The sequence below is a fragment of the Caballeronia sp. INML3B genome, from assembly GCF_023631305.1.
GTDB classification, from domain to species: Bacteria; Pseudomonadota; Gammaproteobacteria; order Burkholderiales; family Burkholderiaceae; genus Caballeronia; species Caballeronia turbans.
In genome coordinates this window covers 92,063-117,593 of sequence record NZ_JALQDI010000005.1, presented here as the reverse complement: position 1 = coordinate 117,593, position 25,531 = coordinate 92,063, and the positions used below count along the sequence as shown (strand labels likewise).

Sequence of the window (25,531 nt, the reverse complement as noted above, 5' to 3'; positions counted from 1 at the left end):
CCTTGATTGACCTCGATGAGGCGCTAGGCGTGCCGGGACCGGCTAGTCCGCTGCTGTTGCAAGCGCTGGCCGCACAGACGGTTCAATTCGGACAGGGGCCGCAACTGGTCGCGATGCCGGACGCTGAAGGCTTACGCTTGAATCTCGTGGGGAACGGCTACGCCGAGATTGCAGAGGCCAAAAGGCCCGAACCCGAATTTTGGCCGGTTTCGTATGCAGCGGTGTTCGGGTCTCTACTGCCCCTGATAGAAGTCGCGATGATCGCATCGGATGCCGGCGCCGTCTGGACATGTAGCGTTTTAGGCGTGGGCCTTCTGCTTTTTCTTGTAGGGATTCCAGCAGGGAGGGTATTCAGGCTTCGGGGCGTGTCGCGAGAGTTCTACGAGCGTGCGCGGGGATAAGCGCGGCGGGCGGTTGAGCGTTGGAAGGCCATGCCCGCCTCTGTCGCATACGTTGATATTAACGATGGTACAAGCGGACAGCATTACAGCCGCTGCAATCAGCACGACCCCGAATGCAATGCGGCAACATGTTTGCGCAGTCAACCGATACGCCAGTGAAAACCCGGACCGCCGCCTGGCATCGCTAAAAAATAACGACGAACTTACGATCGTTGATCGTTACTAGAAAGACGCTCGCCGCTTGTCCTTCTGCTTCCGATCAAGTCCAACTCAATCCCCCCGCACCGGCCCCCTTCCCGCCTTGATCGCACCGCGCTTCACCTTGCTCTCCACGCGACGCCGTTGCGATGCGCGCGTCGGCTTCGTCGCGATCCGCTTGCGCCGCGTGACGGCGACACTCCGAATGAGCTCATCCAGCCGCGCGAGCGCCGCCGCGCGATTCATGTCCTGCGTGCGATGCTCCTGCGCCTTGATGACGATCACGCCCTCGCGCGTGACGCGGCTGTCGGTGAGCGCGAGCAGGCGATCCTTGATGTGCTCCGGCAGCGACGACGCGCGAATGTCGAAGCGCAGATGGATCGCGCTCGACACCTTGTTGACGTTCTGACCGCCCGCGCCTTGCGCGCGCACGGCCGTCAGCTCGATTTCGTTCGGCGGCACGGCGAAGCTGTCGGTCATCGTCATCGGTCGGCTCCTTGTCGTCCTGCGTTCATGTGAGACGCCGCATTCTCGCGGCGAGCCCGGAATCGCGCCGCGTCGGCTCCCGGACGGCCTGCGCGAAGATCGCCGCCGAGCCGATCACTTCGACCCTGCGCTTCGCACGCGTGATCGCCGTGTACACCAGCTCGCGCGACAGCACGCGCACGAACGTGCCGGGCAGCACCAGCGCCGCGTGCTCGAATTCCGAGCCTTGCGATTTGTGCACCGTGAGCGCGAACGCGGTGTCGTGCGGCGGCAGCGCGGCGGGCGACACGTAGCGCAGCGCGCCATCGGCCATGCGGAACGCGACCCGCAACGAGCCGTCCGCGCCCGGCAAAGCGATGCCGATATCGCCGTTGAAAAGTCCGAGCGCATAGTCGTTGCGCGTGACGATCACCGGCCGTCCGGCGAACCACTGTGCACCGAGCGCAAGCGCAATGCCGGCCTGCTCGCGCACTTTCGCCGCGATGCGCGCGTTCACTTCATCGACGCCGCGCGGCCCCTTGCGTGTCGCGCACAGCACGCGGAAGCGATTGAGCGCGTCGAAGAGCCGCGTGTGATCCGCTTGTGTGCCGTCGAGCACGGCGCAGAGCGCATCGGCATACGGCGCGAAGCCGTTGGCGAGACGGGTGAGCGTGCGCTCGGACAGCGCAGCGTCGCCGTCGTCGAAAAGCACGGCCGCGCGCGCGCCGGATGGATCGAGCGCATCCAGCGCGGCCTGTTCGTCGCCGTTGCGAATCGCGATCGAAAGACGCCCGATGTCCGAGTCCAGCCCGAAGCGATAATTCTTCTGCAGCCAGACGACGCAATCGGTGAGCGCGGCTTCCCCTTCCTTGCCGGCGTCGCCCCAGTCACCGGGCAGCGTATCGAAGAGCGCGCCGTAGCCTTCGGAATCGTCGACGGGCGCGGCGTCGAAAAGTCCCAGTTGCGGCTGGCGCTTCGGCATTTCCGCATGCGGCAACGCGGCTTCGAGCCGCTTCGCATCGATCGAGAGTGCCGAGGCGATGCGCGCCACACCCGCGGCGCTGAACGATGGCTGCGCGCTCAACTCGGCGAACACCGCGCCGGCTTCCACGGCCGACAACTGATCCTTGTCGCCGAGCATCACGAGACGGCTCGCCGGCGCGACCGCTTCGAGCAGATGCGCCGCGAGCGCGACGTCGATCATCGAGGCTTCGTCGACGACGATGACGTCATACGGCAAAGGATTGTCGCGATGATGCCGGAAGCGCCCGTCCGACTGCACGCCGAGCAGCCGCTGCAAGGTGAACGACGTCCGCGGCAGGCGCCCCGCGAGTTCCGGCGGGAGTTTGTCCGCGCGTTCGATGAGCGCCTCCTGCATGCGCTGCGCGGCTTTGCCGGTCGGCGCGGCGAGCGCGATGCGCAGTTCCGGATCGGCATCGAGCAGGCACGCGAGCACGCCGACCACCGTCGTCGTCTTGCCGGTGCCCGGCCCGCCGCTCACGATCGTGAGCCGTCCGGCCAGCGCCGAGAGCGCGGCGACGCGCTGCCAGTCGATGTCGTCGTCCTTGCCCGGACCAAAATAACGCGCAATGCGCCCGGCTTGTTGCGCGATGTCCTCCCGCGAGACGGGCGCGCGCGCATCGCGCGAGCGTTCGACGAGCGCCCGGGCCAGCCGCCGCTCGTAATCGAAATAGCGCGCGAGGTAAAGCCGCCCATCCTCGTCGATGACGAGCGGCAGCAGATCGGCGGCGTCCGCGCGTGCGTCACTGCGCGCGAGGCACGCGACGCCGCTCGCGAGCAGCGCGTCGCGGGCTTCGGCGAAGCGTGCGTCGTGACGCCGGGCGAGCGCGGCGAGCGACAGGCACACGTGGCCTTGCGCGGTCGCGCGGCTCATCGCGAGCGCGGCGCGCTCGGCCCACAGCACGCCGCGCTCGTTTGCGCCCAGCCGCGCCGCGAGCGCGCTCAGGCGTCGCGCGAAGCCTTCGGCGAGGGCCGCGCTTTCGTCCGCAAGCGCGGGCACGGGGCGCGCCGCTTCAATTTCATCGAGCGTGCTCATGCCGCGCCTCCCGACATCAGGCGATCGAGCGCTTCGACGAGTTCCAGCGACGGGCGTCCGCAATGCACGCCGCTTGCCGATTCGCCGTCACGCCAGCCGGGACGAACGCCGCGCACGAAGAGATACAGGTACCCGCCGATATGCGTGTCGTATGCATAGTCCGCCAGACGCGCGCGCAAGTAGCGATGCAGCGCCACCACGTAGATGAGCGCCTGAAGGTGATACGCATGGTCCGCCATCGCCGCGGCGAGCGGCGCGGCGGCGTAGTCGGATGCGGCATCGCCCAGATGATTCGACTTCCAGTCGATGATCCAGTAGCGGCCTTCATGCTCGACGATCATGTCGATGAATCCCTTGATGAACCCGCGCAGCGCGCCGTTTTCGAGCGCGACGTCGGGAAAGCCGTGCGCGGCCAGCAAACGCCGCAACGCGGTGAAATCGAGTGCTTGCGCCGGAAACAGAAACTCCAGCTCGTTCATGCGGCGCGTCATCGCGATGGTTTGCAGCCGCATGGCGGGCGCGATCTCGGCGGCGACCGTATCGGCGAGCAGGCGCAGCATCATCGGACGCAGGCGCGAAGCGAGCGCTTCCGGCGCGGGGGTCGGATGCTCGTGCAGCGCGCGCTCGACGGCAGCGGGCCAGCCGGATGGCTCGGTGAAATCCGCAAGCTCGAACATGCGATGCAGGCACTCGCCCGCCGCCGCGCCGCGCGGGAACGCGAGAATGTCGTCGGGGGCGAGTTGCGAATCGTCGCGTGGGGACGCCGCTATTCGCGCGGCATCATCGAGCGCGGCGAGTTCGTCGTGATCGGGACGCGCTTCGACGGGCTGCGCCTGATTCGCCTCGTCGCGTGCGCCGGCCGCGATCAGCGCGCTGAAACTCGCCATCCGCCAGCGATCGCGCAGGATGCGCTGATTCACGCGCGCGGCGATTTCGTGGCGATGGGCGGCATCCGCGACGAGCGGCTCGCGCATGTCGATCACGGGCAGAGGCGCGACGCCGATCGCGCCGCCCGAGCGCGCGGCGACCGCATGCCAGGCCGCGACGATGTCCGCTTCCTCGGGCGGCGCCTCGCAGAACGCATCGAAGTCTTTCCCGTTGCCCGCGACGAGCCAGTTGAGCACGCTGCGGCGCGATTCCTTCGTCGAACGGTTCGACACATAGAAACCCGCGACGACGTAACAGCGGAACACCGCGCGCGTCAACCCGACGTAGACGAGACGCGCGCGCTCGGCCGCCTGCTCGCGCGCGATCAGCGCGCTCACGCGATCGTCATGCTCGCCTTCGATGCCGTAATGGAGCACGGCTTCGCCCGTGTCGTCGTGATACTCGCGCGCGTCGGGCAAGCCCGATTTCGACGAATCTCGTGACGCGCCGTCGTTCAAAAACGGGCAGAACACGACCGCATATTCCAGTCCTTTCGACTTGTGAACGGTCACGATCTGCACGAGATTGCGATCGGATTCGAGACGCAACTGCGCTTCCTCGCCGCCGCCCTGCTGCTCGCGTTGCGCGGCAAGCCAGCGCAGCGTCGGCGCGATCCCGGGCTGTTCGGCCGAACGCGCCTGCAGCAACTCCGCCAGATGATTCACGTTCGTGAGCCTGCGCTCGCCGTCGGGCCGCGCGACGAGACGCGTCGCGATCGACAACTCGCGCGCGAGCGTGCGCCACATCACCGCGAAGCCGCGCTCGTGCCAGATCGTGCGATAACGCGAGAAGCGCTCGACCCAGCTCGTGGAATCGATCGGCGCGCCGTGCGGATCGGCCGCGTCCGCGTGCTCCAGCCGCCAGAGCGCAGCGGCGTCGAGCCCGAACCAGTCGGTCGCGAGCGCCGCGCGCAGACGGCGCAAGTCGCCCGGCGTGTCGATGGCGGCGAGCACGCGCTCGATCTGCTCTGCATCGGGCGAGCCGAACACCGACGCCTGCGCGAGCTCGACGCTGCCGATGCCCCATGCGGCAAGCACGCGCTTCACGAGGCTCCCCTGCCGATGCGTCTGCACGAGCACCGCGATATCGCCCGCCGAAAGCGGCGCGCGGCCGATCGTCACCTCGCCGCGCTGCGCGCCGCGCAGGAGCCGCGCGATCTCGGCGGCGCAGGCTTCGGCAGCGTCGCGCTGCGCGCTGGTTTTCAATAGCGCCGATTCGCCGTCCGGCAGCATCCACACACAGAAATCGGCGATGTCGGAATAAGCTGCGGCCGGCGTGGCGTCGACGAACGGCCCGCGTTTGCGGGTGCCGGCACGCACCGGCTGATAGTCGAGCCCGTCGAGAATGAACGCCGCCGGATTCGCTTCGAACACGCGATTGCACGCCTCGATGATCTGCGGCGTCGAGCGCTGGTTGACCGCGAGCGTATAACGCGCGCTCGCGCCTTCGCGCGCGGCGAGATAGGTGTGCAGGTCGGCGGCGCGGAAGCTGTAGATCGCCTGCTTCGGATCGCCGACGAGAAAAAGCGGCCCGTGCGGCGCGAACACGCGGTTGAAGATGGCGTATTGCAGCGGATCGGTATCCTGGAATTCGTCGATGAGCGCCGCCGGATAGCGCGCGCGCAACGCCTCGGCGAGCCACGCGTGCCTGACGAGCGCGTGATGCAGGTTCGACAGCAGATCGTCGAACGATACGACGCGGCGCGCGCGCTTTCGTGCGGCGAGTTCCGCGGGCGCGTGATCGAGCCATTCGCGCACGATGCCGAGCCACATCGCGCGCTGCGACGCCTCGGCAGCGGCGGCGGTCACGGCGAGCGCATCGGCTTGATCGAAGAACGCGTGCACCGGCGGCGGGTGCTTGCCCTTGGTGCCCTTCGCGAGCGCGGTGGCGGTGAGCTTGAGCGCTTCCTTCGGCGGCGGCGCATGACAGTCGGCGCTGGCGAAATAGTCGGCCCACGCGTCGATGGCCGCATCGATGATCGTGCGCTTGTGCGTCGTCTTGTTGAGGATGGCCTCGGCGTCGAAGAGCAGCTTCGCGATCGTGTCGCGCTCGGCGTGCCACAACGCGCAGGCCTCATCGAACAGCGCCTGCATGTCCGCCGATTCGGCGGCGTCCGTATCACCGAAGCGCAGCGCAGCGAGCGGCTTTTTCAGACGCCGGGCGAGCTGCGCATCGAGCGATGCCGGCGCCGCGCCCTTCGCGACGAGCCACGACGCGAACGACGGCGTGCGCGCCGCGACCGGCTCCACGCGCTCGCGCCAGAAATCCGCCGCGAGCTCGAAACGCAGCGCGCTGTCGTCGGCTTCCATGTCGAACGCGAACGGCATCGCGGCGGCGAACGGCGCTTCCTGCAGCGCGCGCTGGCAGAACGCGTGAATCGTGTGGATCGCGGCCTGATCGAACGTCGACACGGCGATGCGCAAGCGCTTCGCGGCCTCGTTTGCGTCGATTGCGGCGAGCGTCGTTTCGAAGAGTTGCTCGATGAACGGATCGCCGGCCGCATCGCCGTTTTCGATCGCATGCGCGACGCCCGCGAGCCGCGAGCGGATGCGTTCGTGCAACTCGGCGGTCGCGGCCTTCGTGAAAGTCACGACGAGAATCTGCTCGACCGACAGGCGCTTTTCGAGCAGCAGCCGCACGTATAGCGCGCAGATGTTCCAGGTCTTTCCCGTGCCGGCGGAAGCCTCGATCTGGTTCACGCCATCGAGCGCGCAAGCGAAGACATCGAGTTCCTGCACGCCGATGTCATCGACGGATGCCGTGAGATTCGTCATGCGGCGCTTCCCAGATGTTGTACGAGCGGCTCGAACACGATGCGCGCGAGCGCGGCGAAGGCATCGTCGAGCGTGAGATCCGCGCCGCGAAACGCGATGCGAAACACCGGGTCGTCGGATTCGGCGTGTGTGCGTTCGGACTCCCACGCGGCCTGCGCTTTCGAATCGCCCTCTTTCACCTTGAGCCACGCGCTTTTCGGAAAGAACCTGAGCGGCATGCGTCGTCCCGCGCGATAGAGCGCCGCCAGCGGGGCGAGATGCGCGAGCGGATCGGCGACGGGCATCAGCGCGAAATCCGCCGATTGCGCCCCGCGACCGTGCCAGATCGTGCGGCGCGGGCCATCGGGGAGCGCCGCGCAATACGTGAGATGCGCGAGCCACGCGGACAAGTAATCCCGCGCGCGCGGCGTGTCGTAGCGATAGATCACCTGGCCTTGCGGCGTGAGCGCATTGAGCGTGCCGACGAGCGTCATCGGACGAATGTCGATGAGTGCGTCGTCGTGCGCGCCGAAGAGCGCGATGCCGGCGGTGTCGGGCCAGCGCGGCGCGAGATCGAGCGAGAACGGCAGACGCTCGACACCCGCGGACGTCGAAGCGCGCACGCGTTCGGCCAGTTGACCGAGCGCGTGAAGCTCGCGCGCCTGCCACACGCCGCCCGTCGCGCCGCCGGGCATTTCAGGACTCGCGCGCGCGACGCGTCTCGCGCGTTCGCGTGCGGCACGGTCGCCCTCGTCGGCGGCTTCGAGCAGCGCGGGCAGCACGCGCGCGGCGAGCGCATCGCGGCCCGCGAAGCCCAGTTCGAACGGCTCGGTCTCGTCGAGCTCGGCTTCGGCATCGACGAGCGCGATGCCGAGACGGTCACGCAACAGCGCGCGCGCGGGATGACGCCAGAAGCGCACGAAGTCGTCGAACGCGACAATTGCGACGTCGTCCTCCTGCGGCAAGGGCGCGGAGAAAAACCGCGCGACGGGCTGCGATTTGCCCGACTCCAGTGCGCGAGCGAGTTCGGCGCGCTCGGGCTCGTAGGTGAAGAGCCTGCCGTGCGCGTGAAAATAGTCCGGCGCATAGGGCTGCAACGGGTGCTCGAACACGAAACGCGCGCGGGCCTTTGCGAGTTCATCAGGTCCGGCATGCCTGCCCGCGACGGACCGCGCGAGATAGTCGAGCAGCTCGTCGATGAGCGCGGCGGGCGGCAGCACCGCGTTGTCGCGGATACTGCGCCCCGTGTACGCGATCATTAACCGATCGCGCGCGGCGAGCATGAGATCGAGGAACAGGTTGCGCTCGTCATCGCGGCGCTGGCGGTCGCCGAGCTTGCCGAAACACGCCATCAGATCGAACTCGTCGGCGCGCGTGAGGCTCGGAAGCATGCCGTCGTCCATGCCGAGCAGGCACACCACGCGATAAGGCAGGCCACGCAGGCTCGTCAACGACGAGAACGTGACACCGCCCCACGGCACGCCGCCGCGCGCGGGATCGTCGAGCGTATCGGTGAGCGCGGTGCGGATCACGGCGGCCGATACGTCGGTATCGCCCGCGCCTTCGTCCATCGCGGCGACGAGCGAATCGACCGCGCGGCGCACGTCGCCGATGGCGTCGGTGAATGCGATGCCCGCGTCGAAGAAACGCTCGAGCGCATCGAGCAGCAAAGCGCCCCACGCGCGCGCGGTGCGCGGCGTCGCGATGCGCTCGGCGAACGCGTCGATATCGTCGACGAAGCGCGTCAGACGGCCGAGCAATTCGGCATCGGAGCCGTTCGCGCCTTGTATGGGCAGCCACTCGCCTACCGGTGACCCGCCCTCGGGCAACGCGTAGCCGAGATAAAGACGCGTGAGCGCATCGGCGAATGTGTGGCGCGCGGCGGGCACGTCCGCGGCGGTGACTTCGTCCGGCCGTAACCCACGACGCGCGCCCGCGGCGGCGAGCCATGCCTGCGCCGTTTCGAGCGCGATGGCGTCGATGCCGTAACGCGCCGCGATCGCATCCACACGCAGCCATTCCACGAGTTCGGGCGCGCCGACGCCGCGCTCGGTAAGCGCGAGCCAGCCGATGAGCGCACGCGCGACGGGATTCGCCTGCGACGGCGGCAGGCCCGTGATGCGATACGGAATGCGCCGCCGCTCGTTGCTCGCGCCCGCGGGCGCGGTGCCGAAGATGCCGTCGATGAGCGGCCCCGCCACCGCGAGGTCCGGAAACGCGACGAGCACATCAGACGGCTCCAGGCCTTCGATGTCGTCGAACCAGTCGAGCAGACGATCGTGCAGCACTTCCAGCTGGCGCGACAGGCTATGACAGACATGCACTTCGATGCCGTTCTCCACGATCGTTTCGGGCTGCGGCTGCGCGTTCTCTTCATCGAGCGCCAGGATGCCGTTCTGCACGCGCGCGAGCCACGTGGGCGCGGGATTGTCCTCGAAGAGTTGCCGCTCGCTCGAGGCCGCGCTTTCGGTCAGCTCGTGCAGCATGTGCAGTTGCGCCTGCGTCTGGCGGCCCCATTCGGCAAGCAGCGGATGGCCGACTTCCTGATAATCGGCTTCGCCCTTCAGCTCGAGCTGCTCGACGCGCGCCGCGCTCACGATGTCGTACCAGAACTCGCGGCAGGGATTCTGCGCATAGACGCGCACGTCGATCCAGCGCGACAGCTCGCGCAACAGCGCTATATGCAGCGGCGGCATTGTCGGCAAGGCGAACACGCTGATGCGGCGCGGCCATTGCGCGCGCATCACGGCATCGAGGTCGAGGCCGGGCGCGTCGGCGAGAAAGCGGTACGCGGGCGGCGTCGGATCTTTCTCGTCGCCGTTCGCATCGCGTGCGAGATCCGCGAGCAACGCGCGCCAGAGGGCCGCCTGCCAGCGCTCGTCCTCGCGTTGAATATCGTTCGCGCCGGAAAGACGCGGGCCGCGCGCATCGGTCCTGGCGCCGCTGCCCGCGAGAATCGAGCCGCCCGCCTGCCAGTGCGTGAGCCACTCGGGCCGATACGTCAGATAGTGATCGAAAACCGTCGCGATGCGGCGCGCGAGCTCGTAGCGCATCGAGTCGTCGGCGGCGTTGAGATACGTGGACAGCCGCGCCGAATCGCCGATCGACGGATCCTCGAAGAGCCGGTAGCAGCGCCACGCAAGCCGGTCCGGCGCGAACGGCGAATATGCGGGCACGGGCAGCACGCGTCCGATCTGCGCCCAAAGCCATTGCGCGAGATAGCAAAAATCGACGTTCGCGCAGATGCCGAAGCGCTCGGCCATGTCGAGTTCGAGCCGCCGCCGCACGGCCGCGCTCGGCACGATGACGGCTTCGCGCGCGAAGGGATCGCTCTCGCGCATCGCGAACGCGTCGAGGTCCTCGAAGAGCGCCGCGGCGAGCGTCTCGTGACGATTCGAATAAAAGAGTTCGAGCATGGAAGCGGCGTGCTTTGCGGCTTGAAATGGGGGGATTTGAAAAGCTTTGCAACGTTCAGGCGCCAGCATAGCAAAGCGGGCGCGGCGGCGAGAACCTGGCCGAATGGCCGAGGGTCGAAGCCCGGGTGAGTTGGGTTAGACTCGTTTCTCGCCTCGTCCCCTTAGAACATCAACGAGCGTCAAGACAGGAAGTCGATGCGTTATTCGTTCGAAATCAGGAAGTTCATCTACAGCCAGTATTTCTTCGGCGGCTTGCGCATCGCTTTGGGCGTGTCACTGCCCGCCGTCCTCATGCTCATCGTCTTCGACAATCGCGAGCTCGGCTTCACGATCGCAACCGGCGCGCTCGGCGCGTGCGTCGTCGACATGCCCGGGCCGCTCAGGCACAAGCACAACGAGATGCTCGCCTGCACGCTGATCGGCTTTCTTGCGGCGCTCGCAACAGGAATCGCGACGGCGCATCCGCTCACGCTCTGGCTGACCATCGTGCCATTGACCTTCGTGCTGTCGCTGATCGTCGTCTATGGCAATCGCTGGCCGCAGATCAGCTTCGCGACGCTCTTCATGATGGTCGTCACGCTCGAAGAGCATTTCACGCCCTTGCAGGCGCTCATCAACGCGTCGTGGATTCTCGTGGGCGGCCTCTGGTACACCTACTGGGCGACGCTCGTGAGCCGCCTGCTCGTGTATCGCATCGAGCAGCAGGCGCTCGCCGAAAGCATTTTCAGTTGCGCGGAGTACCTGCTCGCGCGGGCCGAGTTCTATGACGGCGACGCCGATCTCGACGAGTGTTATCGCGTGCTCATCGAAAAGCAGATTGCGGCCGTCGAGCGGCAGGACGCGGCGCGCGACATCGTGCTGCGCAACCTGCCGAAAGTGAAAAGCGGCAAGCTCGACGCGCGGCGCGCGCGGCTCTTCAATCTTTTCATCAACGTGGTGGATCTGCACGAGTTCTTCGTCGGCGCGCACACGGACTATCCGCTCGTCAGAAAGACCTTCGCGGGCTCGGACGTGCTCATCTTCTATCGCGATCTGATGCGAAAGGCGAGCGCGGATCTCGAGGAAATCGGCCTCGCCGTGCTGCAGAACAAGCCGGCCGGGCGGCAGATCAGCATGAAGGCCGAATTGCGCGCGATCGAATACGAACTCGAACTGATGCGCAAGCACGGCCTGCCGGAGAAGAATCCCGAAGCGTACACGGCGGCAGCGGCGGTGTTCAGGCGGCTCTGGAGCGCGACGCGACTCATCGACAAGATGCGTCGCCGCACACGCGACGACGCGAGCCCGATCGAGACCGAAGTGCAGATCGATCACGCATTGTCGCGGTTCATTTCGAGCCGGCGCGTGCCGTTCATGCAGATCTTTTCGAATCTCACGATGGCCTCGCCGAGCTTTCGCCACGCGCTGCGCGTAACGATCGCGGTTGGCATCGGTTACTGGCTCGGACGTCTGCTGCCGCTCACGAACGCGTACTGGATCGTGATGACGACGGTCATCATTCTGAAGCCCGGCTATTCGCTCACGAAGCAGCGCAATACGCAGCGGATCATCGGCACGGCGATCGGCTGCGCGGTGACCATCGCGCTGATTCTCTTCGTGAAAGAGCCGCATATCCTGCTCGTCGTCATGTTCGCGTCGATGGTGATGAGCTATAGCCTCCTGCTCTTCAACTATGCGGCGAGCGTCGTGTTCACGTCGTCGTATGTGCTTCTGATGTTCCATCTGCTCGCGCCCGGCAGCTTGCGGCTGATCGGCGAGCGGGCGATCGACACCGTGGTCGGCTGCGCGATCGCCATCGCGGCGAGCCATCTCTTCCCTTATTGGGAATACCGGTTGATGGGCAAGCTCGTGAAGGATCTGCTCGCCGCGACGCGCAATTATCTGGAAGCCAGCTGGTGGTGGAAAGCGAAGCCGGCCACGCAGGCCGAGAAGGCGCGCGCGGCTTCGTCATCGGCGGTGGAAACGCCCGTCGAACGCGCCGTGTTCGCCGATGCCAACGCCGGCGCGGTGGCGGCGGCGTCGCCTGTCGAGGCGCCCGCGCAAACGGTGACCATCACGGCGGTCGCGGCCAGCGAGCCGCGCACCGTCACGCCGCCGCTCGATCCGGCGCTGGTCGTCGATTCGCAGATGAAAGCCGCGAGTGCCACGGCGCAGCGGTTGTCGTCGGTGAGTATCGGGGAAAGCACGGCGGCCACGGCGAGCAAGGGCGCGTCCGCCGCGGCGACGGTCGCGGCCACCGCGCTCGATCGTGACTTCCGCTATCGGCTCGCGCGCAAGAACGTGCACATCGCTTTCGCCAATCTCGCGCAGGCGTTCCAGCGCATGATGCTCGAGCCGAAGGCGCAGCAACGGTATGTCGCCGAATTGAACGATCTGCTCGTGCAAAGCCATGTCCTCGCCTCGCAGATCACCGCTGTGGCGCCGCTCCTGCAGTCGCTCAACGAAGCGGGCGGCCAGCCGTTCGAACCGGTGCAGCGCACGTTCGGCATCGTGCGCGACAATCTCGCCGGCGCCGTCGGCGAACTGCCTGCCGCGCCCGGGCCCGATGCGCCGCCCGCACAGACGGACGCGCTCAAGGAACTGCGGCGCGATCTGGACAAGATGGTCGTCGATGCCGAGCGCGCGCAAGCGCTGCCCGCCGATGCGCTTCACGATCTCAAGCTGCTCGCGCATCAATGCAAACAGATGCTGACCGCGTCATCGCTCATCGGCAAGGACGCGGCGCAGATTCGCCTGCCGGTCTGAACGCGGCGTGCTATTGCGTTACTGCGCTGCGCCGATCGCGGGCACCGCGGGGCGCACGTCGCTTGCCGCGGACGGTTGCGCGTTTTGCTGATCGAACTCGCGCTTTTCGCGAATCGCGTTGAAGAGAATCGTGCCGATCACGAGCAGCACCACGACGACGATGAACACGCTGACGGCGCGGGTCGGGTTCTTCGGCTTACCGTCCGGGCGGCGAGGATCGCGGGAATCGTGGTTCATGAAAAGGTTCGTGGCGACGTTTCGGGAAAGACCCGACATGGTACTCGCGTTGGGTTTCAGTTGGGTTGCGAGACATATCGGTCCAGCACCCGCTGATGCGGTTCGCCGCACTTCGGCTCATGTCGTTTCGATACGCGCACGCCGACGGCGAAATTCTGTGCTGCACCGCGCCGCTTGAAAGGCTCCCGTCCGGACGACGATACTGATTTCGATTCCATGCGCGTCCGATCCCGGCGAGGGCGGCAAGGGCAGGTGTCGGGATAACCTTGTGACCGGACGTGTTGAGCCGCCCTCCCGGGCGGCTTTTTGTTTCATGCATGCGCGGCGAACGCGCCCCGCATCGCTTGATCACCCTGAGCTGATGCGCTCGCGAACGCTCACGGCGCGAGCGTCGGCCTCACCGGCAGCGCCGTCGAATACTTGATCTGCTCCATCGCGAAACTGGAACTCACGTCATACAGAGGCACCGCGCGAATGAGCTGCTTGTACACGCGGTCGTAGTCGTCGATATCCGACACCACGACGCGCAGCAGATAGTCGGTTTCTCCGCTCATCCGATACACCTCGACCACTTCCGGAATGTCGCGGACCGCGCGCGTGAAATCCTCCGCCCACGTCTGCGTGTGCTGATTCGTGCGCACCGCGACGAACACCGTCGTACCGACGCCCAGTTTCTTCGGATCGCATAGCGCCACCTGCGCCCGGATCACGCCCGTCTCCTTCAGGCGCTGAACGCGCTTCCAGCACGGCGTCTGCGACAGATTCACGCGTTGCGCGAGTTCCGCGATGGGCATCGTCACGTCGTTCTGCAGCAACTCGAGCAGTTTGCGGTCGATGAGGTCCATTCCCATGCTGCACCCCTTATAGGAAATTATTCTATTTCTCGATGGTCGAGCGAAATTATATGGAAACTTATTCTGGAGGCAAGCCGGTATAAATGAGTGCAACAGGCAACAACGAAGAGACGGCCCTTCCACTATGCAACTCGAACATGTCAGCCGCCCGGCGCGGCCCTTTTCTCCGGCTGCGCCGGCTTCCGGTCCGGCTTCCCGCCAGAGCGCGGCGCTCGAGCAACTATGCCGCGAGCTGGATGCCGCTTTCTCTGCCGCCGAAAGGGGGCCGCGCGCTTCGTTCGGACAGCGCGTGCGCCTGGCGCTGCAACGGGCGATCGCCGATCCGGGCCTGTTGCGTCCGGATCAGCGTGCAAGCAATCCGCAGAGTTATTGCCGCCATCTGCTCGCCGCCGATCCGCTCGACCGCTATGCGATCGCCGCGCTCGTCTGGGCGCCGGGCCAGGCGAGCCCGGTGCACGGTCATCGAACGTGGTGCGGCTATGCGGTGATGGAAGGCACGCTCGAAGAAACGCTTTATCGCTGGGACGCGCTCGAGCACTGCGCGATTAAAACGCGGCGTCATCCACGCCCGCCGGGCGCGGTGTCGTATGTGGACGCGGGACGTGGCGCGATTCATCAGCTCGGCCTTCCCGCCGATGCCGCCGCGCGCGCCGTCTCGCTGCATGTCTACGGCGTCGCGGGCGAGCAGATCTCGACGCACGTCAACGATCTGCTGGCGGCCTGAAGAAAGCTCAGCCTTTCCCCGGCTCGGAGGCCGTCGGAATCTGCGGCGGAATCGGCACGGACTGATCGGTCGGCGGAGGCGCCGGCTGCGGCTCGTGGGAAACGTCGCGCGCCGCGGCCGCCGCGACCTTCGCCTCACGCGAAAGTCCCGGGCCGACCGCCTGTTCCTCTTCGTGTGCGGCCGGCGGCGCTTCGCCCGTCCAGATGCGCCGCCCGCGCCCTTCGGCGGCGTCGGCGCCGAGCATGGCATCGCGCGTCATCTGCACGTGCATCTGCGGGACGGGAATCTCCATGCCCGCCTCGTCCATCTTGCGCTTGATGCGCAGATTGAACGCCCGCGCGACGCTCCATTGCTGCAGCGGCCGCGTCTTGATCTGCCCCTTCACGACCATCCAGTTGGGATCGAAGCGGTCCAGCCCCCACACCTCGACCGGTCCCAGCATCTCGAGCCGGTAGCGGAAATCGGCCATCAGATCGGCGCCGACTTCGCGAATCATTTGCGTCACTTCCTCGACGTCGGCGGTAAACGGCACGCGCACCTCGAACACCGCATATGCGAAATCGCGCGACAGATTCTTGACCGTCTTGATCTGCGAGAACGGGATCGCGTGGATCGCGCCCTGACCGTCGCGCAGGCGCACGGTGCGAATCGTCAGGCTTTCGACGATGCCCGCGTGGCCGCCCTCGACCTCGATCGAATCGCCAACCGAAATCGTGTCCTCGATGATGATGAAAAGCCCCGTGATCAGATCCGCGACGAGCGACTGCGCGCCGAAACCGACCGCAAGACCGATCACGCCCGCGCCCGCGAGCAGCGGCGTCACGTTCAGGCCGAGGTTGGCGGCCGTGACGATCGCCGCGACCGTCAGCAGGAACACGAACACGACGTTGCGCACGAGCGGCAGCATCGTGCGGGCGCGCATGCTCGGACCGCGCCCGCCGCGCCGCGCCGCGTCCGGCCTGAGCGCCTCCTGAATGCCGGTGTCGATGAGAATCCAGATCAGCCATACGACGAAGAACGTCAGCACGATCATCGCGACCGCGTGCGTGATGCCGCGCGCGGCAACGCTCTCCTCGGCCATGTGGGCGAGCGAGAAGCCCCAGAAACGCGACGAGAGTTCAAGGAACACGAGCCACACGCCGACCACGATCATCGTGCCGACGAACTTGACGAGCCTGCGTACATAGGCCGATTGCCGGCGCGGTTTGCGCGACCTGGGCCGCGTGATGCGCACGATGATCGCGGAGAGAAAGAACGCGACGACGAGCAGGCCCGCGGTCGCGATCGCCATCTGCAACACATTCTCCGACGTGCCAATGCCCATCAGCGTCGCCACCACCGACGCCGACGCGAGCAACAGCAGCGGCAGTTGCCACAGCGACGCGACGACTTCGAAGGTTTCTGTCGCGGCCTTGCGCGTGTTGCGCTGCTCGTAGCTTCGGCTTCGGATCAGATGCGCGACGGGGCGCTGGAACGCGAGCGCGAAATACGCGGTGAGGCCCGCGGCGCCCATGTTCGCGCAGGTCGAGATGAGCCCGGCCAGATTGGTGCCGAGTTGCTGAGCGACGTCGTAGTTGGCGGCGGCGTCGCCGAGCGCGCCGAGCGTGCCGATCAGAAAGAGCAGCCGGCGCGCGCGAAGGATCAGCAGGTTCACCGCGACGCGCCGGTGCGCCGAGCCGAACAGCGAGAACATGATGAGGCAGATCGCGGAAAACACCGCGCCCGCGACGATTGCGTACGCGGTGACCATCGCGAGCGTGCGGCCGAGCGAAAGCGGCATGTAGTGCGTGAAGGTCAGCGCGGCGAAGAACGCGAAGAGATACGGCGCCACACGGCGCAGCGCGAAGAGCAGCAACTCGCGCGTCGTCGGATTCGAGTGCAGGCCGGCGCCGATGCCATAACGCGCCTGCACGCGCCGCTGCAGATAGACCAGCGTCATCGCGCACGCGGCCCATCCCGCGAGCGTCGCGAAGAAGTTGAAGAGCGTGCGGCCGAACGGCTCGCGGCTCTGGCTCGTGACGATCGTGAAAAGCTCGTTGCCGGCCGCGTTGAAGCGCCCGATCCAATAGGCGAAGGGCGTCTTGCCGCGCTTCACGTCGGCTTCGATATTGGTGAGCGCCGACGCGATCGCTCCAAGCAGGCCCGCGTTCTGCGCGATGGTCGCCACGACCGAGGAGGCCGTCGAGCCGGACGTCGGCGTCGCGCCCGAGGCGGCCGTGCTGCTTGCCGCGGCGTCCGCCGTCGCGGGAGCCGCGGCCGCGCCGGACGCCGGAACCGCGGCATCGGCAGCGCGCTTCGCATCGCGCAAGTGCTTCAACTGGGAGACGAGCGCGGCGCGCTGCTTGTCGCTGTCGAGCGTGGAGATGATGTTGTCGAGCGAGCGCAGCATCTCGGCATCGGACATGCCGGGCGCAGACGCGGCATCCGGCGCGGACGCGGGCGCGGCCGGCGTGATCAGTTCCTGAAAAGTGGGCAGCGTGAGCGCGGGAGCCGCCTGTGCGGCGGGCGCCGCGAACGCGATCGACGCGACGAGCACGGCAAGCACCGACGACATGACGAGCGAAAGAGCGCGCGACGCATGGTGCATGAGCGCGGCGCTGCAACGCACGCGCGCCGCCATCCAGGAGATCGCGACAGACGCCGCCGCGCGTGCAGGCGCGAGCTTGCGTGACTTCATAACGGTCTCGATTCTGAAAGACCGCCAGTTTAGCGGCTGTGACAGGAACGCCGCCCAACGGGGACGTAACGGAATGTTAAGCCGATTCGCGTGATTTTTTCAGACGAATGAGCGCTGATGCCGGCATCGGCTCGCGCTATTTGTCCATCTCGGTGCGGGCGCCGCTGCCATCGGCGGCCGGGCTTGCGACCGAGCCCTGCGCGCTCGCCTGCGGATTCGATGCGCCGCCGTTCGCGGACCATTCCTGCAGCTTGCGACCCGCCGATTGCAGGCCGGCGCCCGTCGCGCTCGCGGCATTGTTGATGGCGGCGTTCGTGGCGCTCGCCGCGCTGTCGAAGTTCGACCGCGCCGTCGCGGCGACGCTGCTCGCCGACACATCGGGCATCGATCCGGCGCCATCGACATTCTGTTGCGCCGACTGCCTGGCCGCATCGACCTTCTGGCCGACATAGCTCGCCGCCTGGTCGAACTTCTGGCTGGTCTGGCTCGCGAGGTTGTTGAATGCGCCCGCGGCTTGCCCCGCGGTGGCGTCGTGTTTCTCGCACGCCGCCAGCACGCCGAGCGCCGCGAGCGCCACGGCGATGCGGCTCATGGGAGTCATTTGCATGGTGTTACCTTCTGCCTGTTTCGTGATCTCAAAAAACTCGCGCACATCATACGCTGCCGGGGCGCAGTCTCTCCGGAATGCTGCTCCGCCGTGTCGCATGCGACGCGCAACTGAATAGTAGACTGGTCCGCGTTGTGCGCCTTGCACGCCGCACGGTGCATCCGACAACCCATTCCCTGACGAGGCTAGCGATGGCTGCGAAGAAGATTCTTTTCCTCACCGGCGATTTCGCCGAAGACTATGAAACGATGGTCCCGTTCCAGGCGCTGCAGGCCGTCGGCCATACGGTCGATGCGGTGTGCCCCGGCAAAGAGCGCGGCGATTACGTGAAGACGGCGATCCATGATTTCGAGGGCGATCAGACTTACACGGAGAAGCCCGGCCACCGCTTCACGCTCAACGCGAGCTTCGACGATGTCGATCCGGGCGGTTACGACGCCCTCGCGATCGCAGGCGGGCGCGCGCCGGAGTATTTGCGACTCGATGATCGCGTGCTTGAACTGGTGCGCCATTTCGCGCGGTCGAACAAGCCGATCGCCGCTGTCTGCCACGGCGCGCAGGTGCTCGCGGCCGCAGGCGTGATCGAGGGACGACGCATTTCCGCTTATCCGGCCTGCGCGCCCGAAGTGCGGCTCGCCGGCGCGACCTTCGCAGATATCGCAGTGGACGACGCCGTGACCGATGCGAATTTCGTCACCGCGCCCGCATGGCCTGCTCATCCCGCGTGGATCAGGCAATTTCTCGCGCTGCTCGGCACACGCATCGAACTCTGAAACCTTGCATCGCAGGGGAACCTGGCTGGCGCGCGAAGATTGCGCTGGCCTTTCGGCAACCAGCGCGACGCGGAACTGAAGTAGCAAACGGGAAATAGAATTTTCCCTCTATATTTAAGAGACTTCTGCTTTTGGTGCCTACTTCAGTGGCATATATTCGCCGACGTTCCAGCCTCCACGAAGTCTCGCACCATGCTTCTCATGAATGTCGCTGTCGCCCTGGTCGCAGGGTTGATGTTGTTCGAGCCGTTCACTCGCGCGCCCGTCTCCCGCTTCGCCACGCCCCGCATGCGCCGCAATCTCGCCAGCCGATCGTTCTATCAGGCAGGCGCGGCATTTCTCACGGCATTGTTCATCGCAACGAACCCGCCCGCGCCGGAACGTATTTCGCCGCTTGTGGTACTGGCCGTCGCCCTGCTGCTCGTATGCGCGAGCGTCTACTGGATCGTGCGCGGCAAGCGCCTCCTCAGGCAGCCGCGCGTGTTCAACAACATGTACTGATTCCCTCGACGCGGCGCACTATGCGCCGCGTTTGCCGTCGACCGGCGAAGATCTACGCCGCCGGTTTCCCTCCTCGCATTCCCCTTCGCTCGCGGCATCCCGATCTAGAGGATTGCGCACGATCGATTCAGTTCTATTGCCCTTCGGGTATATTTGCGTCAAAGCGTTTTAGCGAACGCACGGACGAAAAAAAAGGCGCTACGTTGCCGTAGCGCCTTAAAAGTTCTAGCCATTCCGAGGGCCGTGCTAGAACCTGAGAGCCTGTCTTTCGAGCCCTGAGCGGAAAGCGCCGACGCGCACGTCACCTTCGGTTTCGAAATTCGGTTCCATTTTTTCCGGGATCGCTGCCTAAGTCAAGCAAAATTTCGCCGTTCGGGCAACTGCCCAAGTTTCGTTCAAGGCACGGCAGTCGGCGTAAAAGTTTCATCGTGTATGCAGCTTACCGTGAAGCCTTGCATCGTTTGCAAGTTTGGCCGTGTCGCCCGGTAGAATTGCGCCCGCCATCAAATAAAACAATGTTTCACAAAACGAATGCCTATGCCCAATGAGCAGTCCTCATCCAGAGAGCGCGTCCGTGAGAAAGACGGCGAGGAAGTGACGGCGCTCGCGCGCGGGCTCGATGTGTTGCGCCGGATCGCCGCCGCCGACGCGCCTGTGAGCAATCGCGAACTGACCGACTGGACCGGCATCCCCAAGCCGACGGTTTCGCGTATCACCGCGACGCTCGTCGGTGCCGGTCTGCTGCTCCGGTTGCCCGATAGTGAGCGTTTCGTGCTCACCGCATCGGTTCTCGAGCTGAGCAACGGATTCTTACGCAACTTCGATATTCGTGCACGGGCGCGCCCGTTCCTCATCCGGCTCGCGGATCAAACCGGGTTGTCCGTTCACCTCGCCGTGCGCGATCGTCTGGAAATGGTTGTAATCGATGCCATCCGGCCTCGCTCCGCCGTGCTCGTCTCGCGACTGGAAGTCGGCGGCAGGATGGATCTGAGCCGCACGGCGGTCGGCCGCGCATACCTTGCGGTGCTGTCGGAACCGGACCGGCGCGCGCTCATCGGCAGTTTGCAGACCGCATCGGGCGACGACTGGCCGGCCATCGCGGGTGGCTTGCAGCACGGCCTCGACGATGCCTTGCGCCTCGGCTTCGCCCTCTCCGTCGGGGAATGGCATCAGGGGCTGAACGCGGTCGCAGCGGGCTTCGTGGGACCGTCCGGCGAACGGTATTCGGTCAACTGCGGCGGCGCCGCGCATCAGTGCCCGCACGACGTACTGATCGAAGAAGTCGCGCCGGCGCTGCTCGATTGCGTCGAGCAGATCACGCGCGAGATCGGCGGCACGCGCGCGACCAACGGCGCACACGCCGCCGGTTAGACTAAGCGACCACGCCTCTGCGCGGCGCGCGACGAAGCCCGTCGAAAGCTCGCGTCAGCGCGCATGTAACAGTCGTAATCAACAGAAAGAATGGCCGGTAGACGGCCCCCGGTGCGGGACGTAGCATCATGCTTCGCGCGCACCCGGGCCGCGCCGGGCTCCCCGCCTGAATTGACAGGCAGGCTTTCCAGACGCTTTCGACGGCCCCGCCATTTTCACGGTCCCCGCTTGAGTCACGGTTCATGCGCGCGGCGCATCGCTTTGCGCGACCGAACCGTGATCGCCGCCCGTCCGCGCTCCGTACAGATTTGAAAGACCCAGCCACCGAACCGATGGACGACCAAAAGAATCCTCCCGCGCAGCCGCGCCCGACGCCTCCAACGCCCGCCGTCATCGAACCCCCACGACGGCGGCGCCGGATGGTTCCGCTCATCGTCGCGCTCCTGGTCGTCGCCGGCGCGCTCGCGTGGTGGCATCCGTGGAATCGCGGCAGCGGCGGCGGCACGGGCGCCTCGCAGGACGCGCGTCAAGGCGGACGGCGCGGCGCGCAAGCAGCAAACCAGCCGCAGCCGGTGCATGTGGCGACCGTCACGCAAGGCGAAATGCCCGTCGTCATCAATTCGCTTGGCACCGTCACGCCGCTTGCAAACGTCACGGTCAAGACGCAGTTGAACGGCACGCTGGTCGACGTCGCGTTCAAGGAAGGCCAGATGGTCAGGAAAGGCGACGTGCTCGCGCAGATCGATCCGCGTCCCTACGAAATCTCGCTGCGCAACGCGCAAGGCGCGCTCGCGAAAGACCAGGCGTTGCTGCAGACCGCGCGTCTCGACTTGCAGCGCTACCAGACGCTGCTTTCGCAGGACTCCATCGCGAAGCAACAGGTCGACACGCAGGCGTCGCTCGTGAAGCAGTACGAAGGCGCGGTGAAGTCCGATCAGGCCAACGTCGATACCTACAAGCTCGATCTGACTTACGCGCGCATCACCGCGCCGGTGTCGGGGCGCGTGGGTCTGCGCCAGGTCGATCCGGGCAACTACGTGACGACGGGCGACACCAACGGCGTCGTCGTCATCACGCAGTTGCAGCCGATCAGCGTGATTTTCACGACCTCCGAGGACAACCTCGCCGCGATTCTCAAGCCGCTGCACGCGGGCACGAAGATGTCGGTGACCGCATACGACCGCTCGAACACGACGCCGCTCGAAGCGGGTTACCTCGAAACCGTCGACAACCAGATCGACACGACCACCGGCACCGTGAAGCTGCGCGCCACCTTCGACAACAAGGAAAGCATGCTCTTCCCGAATCAGTTCGTGAACACGAAGCTGCTCGTCGATGTCATCAAGAACGCGACCATCGTGCCCACTTCGGCGGTGCTGAACGGCTCGTCCGGCTCGTTCGTCTATGTCGTGAAGCCGGATAACACCGTCACGGTGCGCAACGTGAAGGCGGGCCCGGTCGACGGCGAGCGCACCAGCATCAAGTCCGGGCTGCAAGTGGGCGAGCGCGTGGTGATCGACGGCTCCGACCGCCTGAAGGAAGGCGCGAAGATCACGATTCCGGCTGAAAAGGCGCAGGCGGCATCGGGTGCTTCCGGCGCATCGGCGGCGGCGCCGGCTTCGGCGGCATCGGGGGCGCGGCACGGCGGGCATCGACGTCAGCAGTCGCAGCAGCAGTAACCGCAAGCATTACGTAACGAATCCGGCATGAACCCATCTCGCATTTTTATCCTGCGTCCGGTCGGCACGGCGCTCCTGATGGCGGCGATCATGCTGGTCGGCCTCGTCGCGCTGCGCTTCCTGCCGCTCTCGGCGCTGCCCGCCGTCGACTATCCGACGATCCAGGTCCAGACCTTCTATCCGGGCGCGTCGCCGGATGTGATGACATCGAGTGTCACCGCGCCGCTCGAAAAGCAGTTCGGGCAGATGGCGAGCCTGAACCAGATGTCGTCGCAGAGCTCCGCGGGCGCATCGGTCATCACGCTGCAATTCAGCCTCGACCTGCCGCTCGATATCGCCGAGCAGGAAGTGCAGGCGGCCATCAACGCGGCGGGCAACCTGCTGCCGTCCGATCTGCCCGCGCCGCCGATCTACGCGAAGGTGAACCCCGCCGACGCGCCGATCATGACGCTCGCGGTGAGCTCGAAGACACTGCCGCTCACGCAGGTGCAGGATCTCGCCGACACGCGTCTCGCGCAAAAGATCTCGCAGGTCGCGGGCGTGGGCCTCGTGTCGGTGAGCGGGGGCAATCGTCCGGCCGTGCGCATCCGGGCGAACACGCGCGCGCTCGCCTCCTACGGCCTCAACATCGACGATCTGCGCACGACGATTTCGAACCTCAACGTCAACACGCCGAAGGGCAACTTCGACGGCCCCACGCGCGCCTACACGATCAACGCGAACGACCAGCTCACCGACGCCGACGCCTACAAGAGCGCGGTGGTCGCCTATCGCAACGGCCGCCCGGTCATGCTGACGGACGTCGCGAGCATCGTCCAGGGACCGGAGAACACGAAGCTCGGCGCGTGGGTCGACGCGACACCCGCGATCATCCTGAACGTGCAGCGCCAGCCGGGCGCGAATGTGATCGCGGTCGTCGACGGTATCAAGAAAATTCTGCCGCAGTTGCAACAAGCGCTGCCGGCGGCGCTCGACGTGCGCGTCGTCACGGACCGCACCACGACCATCCGCGCATCGGTTCGCGACGTGCAGTTCGAGCTCGCGCTTTCCGTCGTGCTCGTCGTGCTGGTGATCTATCTCTTCCTCGCGAACGTCTACGCGACCATCATCCCCAGCTTGTCCGTGCCGCTCTCGCTTGTCGGCACGCTTGCAATCATGTATCTGTGCGGCTTCTCGCTCGACAACCTCTCGCTGATGGCGCTGACCATCGCGACTGGCTTCGTCGTGGACGACGCCATCGTGATGATCGAGAACATCGCGCGCTACGTGGAGGAAGGCGAATCGCCGCTCGAAGCCGCGTTGAAGGGGTCGAAGCAGATCGGCTTCACCATCATCTCGCTGACGGTTTCGCTCATCGCCGTGCTGATTCCGCTGCTCTTCATGGGCGACGTGGTCGGCCGCCTCTTCCACGAATTCGCAATCACGCTCGCGGTGACCATCGTCATTTCGGCGATCGTCTCGCTCACGCTCGTGCCGATGATGTGCGCGAAGCTCCTGCGCCACACGCCGCCGAAAGAAAGCAAGCGCTTCGAAGCGCGCGCGCACCAGTTCATCGACTACGTCATCGGGCGGTATGCGGTCGCGCTGAACTGGGTGCTCGAGCGTCAACGCGCGACACTGCTCGTTTTCGTGCTCACGCTCATCTGCACCGCGGTGCTGTACGTGTACATCCCGAAGGGCTTCTTCCCCACGCAGGACACCGGCGTGATCCAGGCGATCACCCAGGCGCCGCAGGCGGCGTCGTATCAGGCCGTCGCGGAGCAGCAGCAGGCGCTCGCGCAGAAAATCCTGCAGAACGCGGACGTGGAAAGCCTGACTTCGTTCGTCGGCGTCGATGGCACGAACATCACGCTCAACAGCGGGCGCATGCTCATCAACCTGAAGCCGCGCGACGACCGCAGCAATACGTCGAGCGACATCATCCGCACAATCCAGAGCGAAGTCGCGGACATTCCCGGCATCAAGCTCTACATGCAGCCGGTGCAGGATCTGACGATCGATTCGACCGTCAGCCCGACGCAGTACCAGTTCATGCTGACGGACCCGAATCCGTCCGAATTCGCCGAATGGGTGCCGAAGCTCGTCGAGCGCCTGCAGCACACGTCGATCCTCACCGATGTCGCCACCGACCTGCAGCAGAACGGCCAGTCGGTGTACATCGAGATCGACCGCGCGACCGCCGCGCGCTTCGGCATTACGCCTGCGACCGTCGACAACGCGCTCTACGACGCGTTCGGCCAGCGCATCATCTCGACGATCTTCACGCAGTCGAACCAGTACCGCGTGATTCTCGAAGCCGAACCGAGCGACGCGCACTACAGCGACACGCTCAACGGCATCTATCTGCCCTCCTCCACCGCGAACAACGGGCAGGTGCCGCTGTCGGCCATCGCGAAGTTCCACGAGCGCGCGGCGCCCTTGCTCGTCACGCACCTCGGCCAGTTCCCGGCGACGACCGTCTCCTTCAATCTCGCCAAGGGCGCGTCGCTCGGCGAAGCGGTGAAGGCGATCGAGCAGGCGAAAGAGGAGATCGGCCTGCCCGCATCGTTCCAGATCCGCTTCCAGGGCGCGGCGCTCGCGTTTCAGGCGTCGCTGTCGAACGAACTGTTCCTGATTCTCGCGGCCATCGTGACGATGTACATCGTGCTCGGCGTGCTGTACGAGAGTTTCATCCACCCGATCACCATTCTCTCGACGCTGCCGTCCGCGGGCGTCGGCGCGCTGCTCTCGCTGATGATCACCGGGCACGATCTCGACATCATCGGCATCATCGGCATCGTGCTGTTGATCGGCATCGTGAAGAAGAACGCGATCATGATGATCGACTTCGCACTCGAAGCCGAACGCGATCAAGGCAAGTCGCCGCGCGAGGCGATTTTCCAGGCTTCGCTGTTGCGCTTTCGCCCGATTCTCATGACGACGATGGCCGCGTTGCTCGGCGCGCTGCCGCTGATGCTCGGCTGGGGCGCGGGTTCGGAGCTGCGGCATCCGCTGGGCATTGCGATCGTCGGCGGTCTCATCGTGTCGCAATTGCTCACGCTTTTTACGACGCCGGTGATCTATCTCGGCTTCGATTCGCTCGCCCGCAAGCTGCGCGCGCGGTTTCATCGAGGCGCGCCGCCGGCGCCGGCCAGTGAGGGACGCTGA

General features: G+C 66.0%; 15 protein-coding genes and 1 pseudogene. 8 read left to right on the top strand and 8 right to left on the bottom strand.

Annotated features, from left to right (window positions below; translation table 11 throughout):
* Window positions 1-2: 2 nt before the first annotated feature.
* A complete protein-coding gene (locus NCS58_RS05330) occupies window positions 3-401 on the top strand; it encodes a hypothetical protein (RefSeq protein ID WP_250538040.1) in 399 nt (132 codons plus the stop codon).
* 270 nt (window positions 402-671) lie between these two features.
* Here the strand turns inward: NCS58_RS05330 and arfB are convergent, their stop codons facing one another.
* Genes arfB through recC form a run of 4 tightly spaced genes read right to left on the bottom strand, consistent with a single transcriptional unit; the run spans window position 672 to window position 10,216 of the window.
* Complete coding sequence (gene arfB, locus NCS58_RS05325; protein ID WP_409219257.1) at window positions 672-1,085, bottom strand: alternative ribosome rescue aminoacyl-tRNA hydrolase ArfB; 414 nt, start codon at window positions 1,083-1,085, stop codon at window positions 672-674.
* Window positions 1,086-1,110: 25 nt separating this feature from the next.
* Window positions 1,111-3,120: an AAA family ATPase gene (locus NCS58_RS05320; protein WP_250538038.1), complete on the bottom strand. Its 2,010-nt coding sequence runs from the start codon at window positions 3,118-3,120 to the stop codon at window positions 1,111-1,113.
* A complete protein-coding gene (gene recB / locus NCS58_RS05315) occupies window positions 3,117-6,821 on the bottom strand; it encodes an exodeoxyribonuclease V subunit beta (protein WP_250538037.1) in 3,705 nt (1,234 codons plus the stop codon). Before recB ends, NCS58_RS05320 begins: the two co-directional genes overlap by 4 nt.
* Window positions 6,818-10,216, bottom strand: coding sequence for an exodeoxyribonuclease V subunit gamma (gene recC / locus NCS58_RS05310; protein WP_250538036.1), 3,399 nt, complete (start codon window positions 10,214-10,216; stop codon window positions 6,818-6,820). The genes recB and recC overlap by 4 nt, the downstream gene beginning before the upstream one ends.
* A 195-nt stretch (window positions 10,217-10,411) precedes the next feature.
* Here recC and NCS58_RS05305 point away from each other — a divergent pair, with 195 nt between their 5' ends.
* A complete protein-coding gene (locus tag NCS58_RS05305) occupies window positions 10,412-12,961 on the top strand; it encodes an FUSC family membrane protein (RefSeq protein ID WP_250538035.1) in 2,550 nt (849 codons plus the stop codon).
* Window positions 12,962-12,979: 18 nt separating this feature from the next.
* On the opposite strand, the gene NCS58_RS05300 is transcribed toward NCS58_RS05305, so the two are convergent.
* Complete coding sequence (locus NCS58_RS05300; RefSeq protein WP_250538034.1) at window positions 12,980-13,198, bottom strand: hypothetical protein; 219 nt, start codon at window positions 13,196-13,198, stop codon at window positions 12,980-12,982.
* A 377-nt stretch (window positions 13,199-13,575) separates the two neighbouring features.
* The gene (locus tag NCS58_RS05295) at window positions 13,576-14,043 is read right to left on the bottom strand and encodes an Lrp/AsnC family transcriptional regulator (protein ID WP_086961356.1); all 468 of its coding nucleotides are present in this window, start codon (window positions 14,041-14,043) and stop codon (window positions 13,576-13,578) included.
* A 133-nt stretch (window positions 14,044-14,176) separates the two neighbouring features.
* Here NCS58_RS05295 and NCS58_RS05290 point away from each other — a divergent pair, with 133 nt between their 5' ends.
* The gene (locus NCS58_RS05290; RefSeq protein WP_061119917.1) at window positions 14,177-14,776 is read left to right on the top strand and encodes a cysteine dioxygenase family protein; all 600 of its coding nucleotides are present in this window, start codon (window positions 14,177-14,179) and stop codon (window positions 14,774-14,776) included.
* A gap of 7 nt (window positions 14,777-14,783) precedes the next feature.
* Here the strand turns inward: NCS58_RS05290 and NCS58_RS05285 are convergent, their stop codons facing one another.
* Both NCS58_RS05285 and NCS58_RS05280 read right to left on the bottom strand, forming a co-directional pair.
* Window positions 14,784-17,453, bottom strand: a complete 2,670-nt coding sequence (locus NCS58_RS05285; protein WP_250538033.1) for a mechanosensitive ion channel family protein — start codon at window positions 17,451-17,453, stop codon at window positions 14,784-14,786.
* A gap of 136 nt (window positions 17,454-17,589) precedes the next feature.
* The gene (locus NCS58_RS05280; protein WP_061119919.1) at window positions 17,590-18,060 is read right to left on the bottom strand and encodes a hypothetical protein; all 471 of its coding nucleotides are present in this window, start codon (window positions 18,058-18,060) and stop codon (window positions 17,590-17,592) included.
* 191 nt (window positions 18,061-18,251) lie between these two features.
* Between NCS58_RS05280 and NCS58_RS05275 the strand changes: the two genes are divergently transcribed.
* The 5 genes and pseudogenes from NCS58_RS05275 to NCS58_RS05255 all read left to right on the top strand — a co-directional run.
* Complete coding sequence (locus tag NCS58_RS05275) at window positions 18,252-18,833, top strand: DJ-1/PfpI family protein (RefSeq protein ID WP_061119920.1); 582 nt, start codon at window positions 18,252-18,254, stop codon at window positions 18,831-18,833.
* A gap of 192 nt (window positions 18,834-19,025) precedes the next feature.
* Complete coding sequence (locus tag NCS58_RS05270; RefSeq protein WP_061119921.1) at window positions 19,026-19,334, top strand: hypothetical protein; 309 nt, start codon at window positions 19,026-19,028, stop codon at window positions 19,332-19,334.
* Window positions 19,335-19,871: 537 nt separating this feature from the next.
* A complete protein-coding gene (locus tag NCS58_RS05265; RefSeq protein ID WP_061119922.1) occupies window positions 19,872-20,705 on the top strand; it encodes an IclR family transcriptional regulator in 834 nt (277 codons plus the stop codon).
* A gap of 332 nt (window positions 20,706-21,037) precedes the next feature.
* Window positions 21,038-22,384 carry an MdtA/MuxA family multidrug efflux RND transporter periplasmic adaptor subunit gene (locus tag NCS58_RS05260; protein ID WP_250538031.1) on the top strand — a complete coding sequence of 449 codons (1,347 nt, stop codon included), beginning with the start codon at window positions 21,038-21,040 and terminating at the stop codon, window positions 22,382-22,384.
* 24 nt (window positions 22,385-22,408) lie between these two features.
* Window positions 22,409-25,531, top strand: a pseudogene (locus NCS58_RS05255) (MdtB/MuxB family multidrug efflux RND transporter permease subunit); the annotation flags it as partial.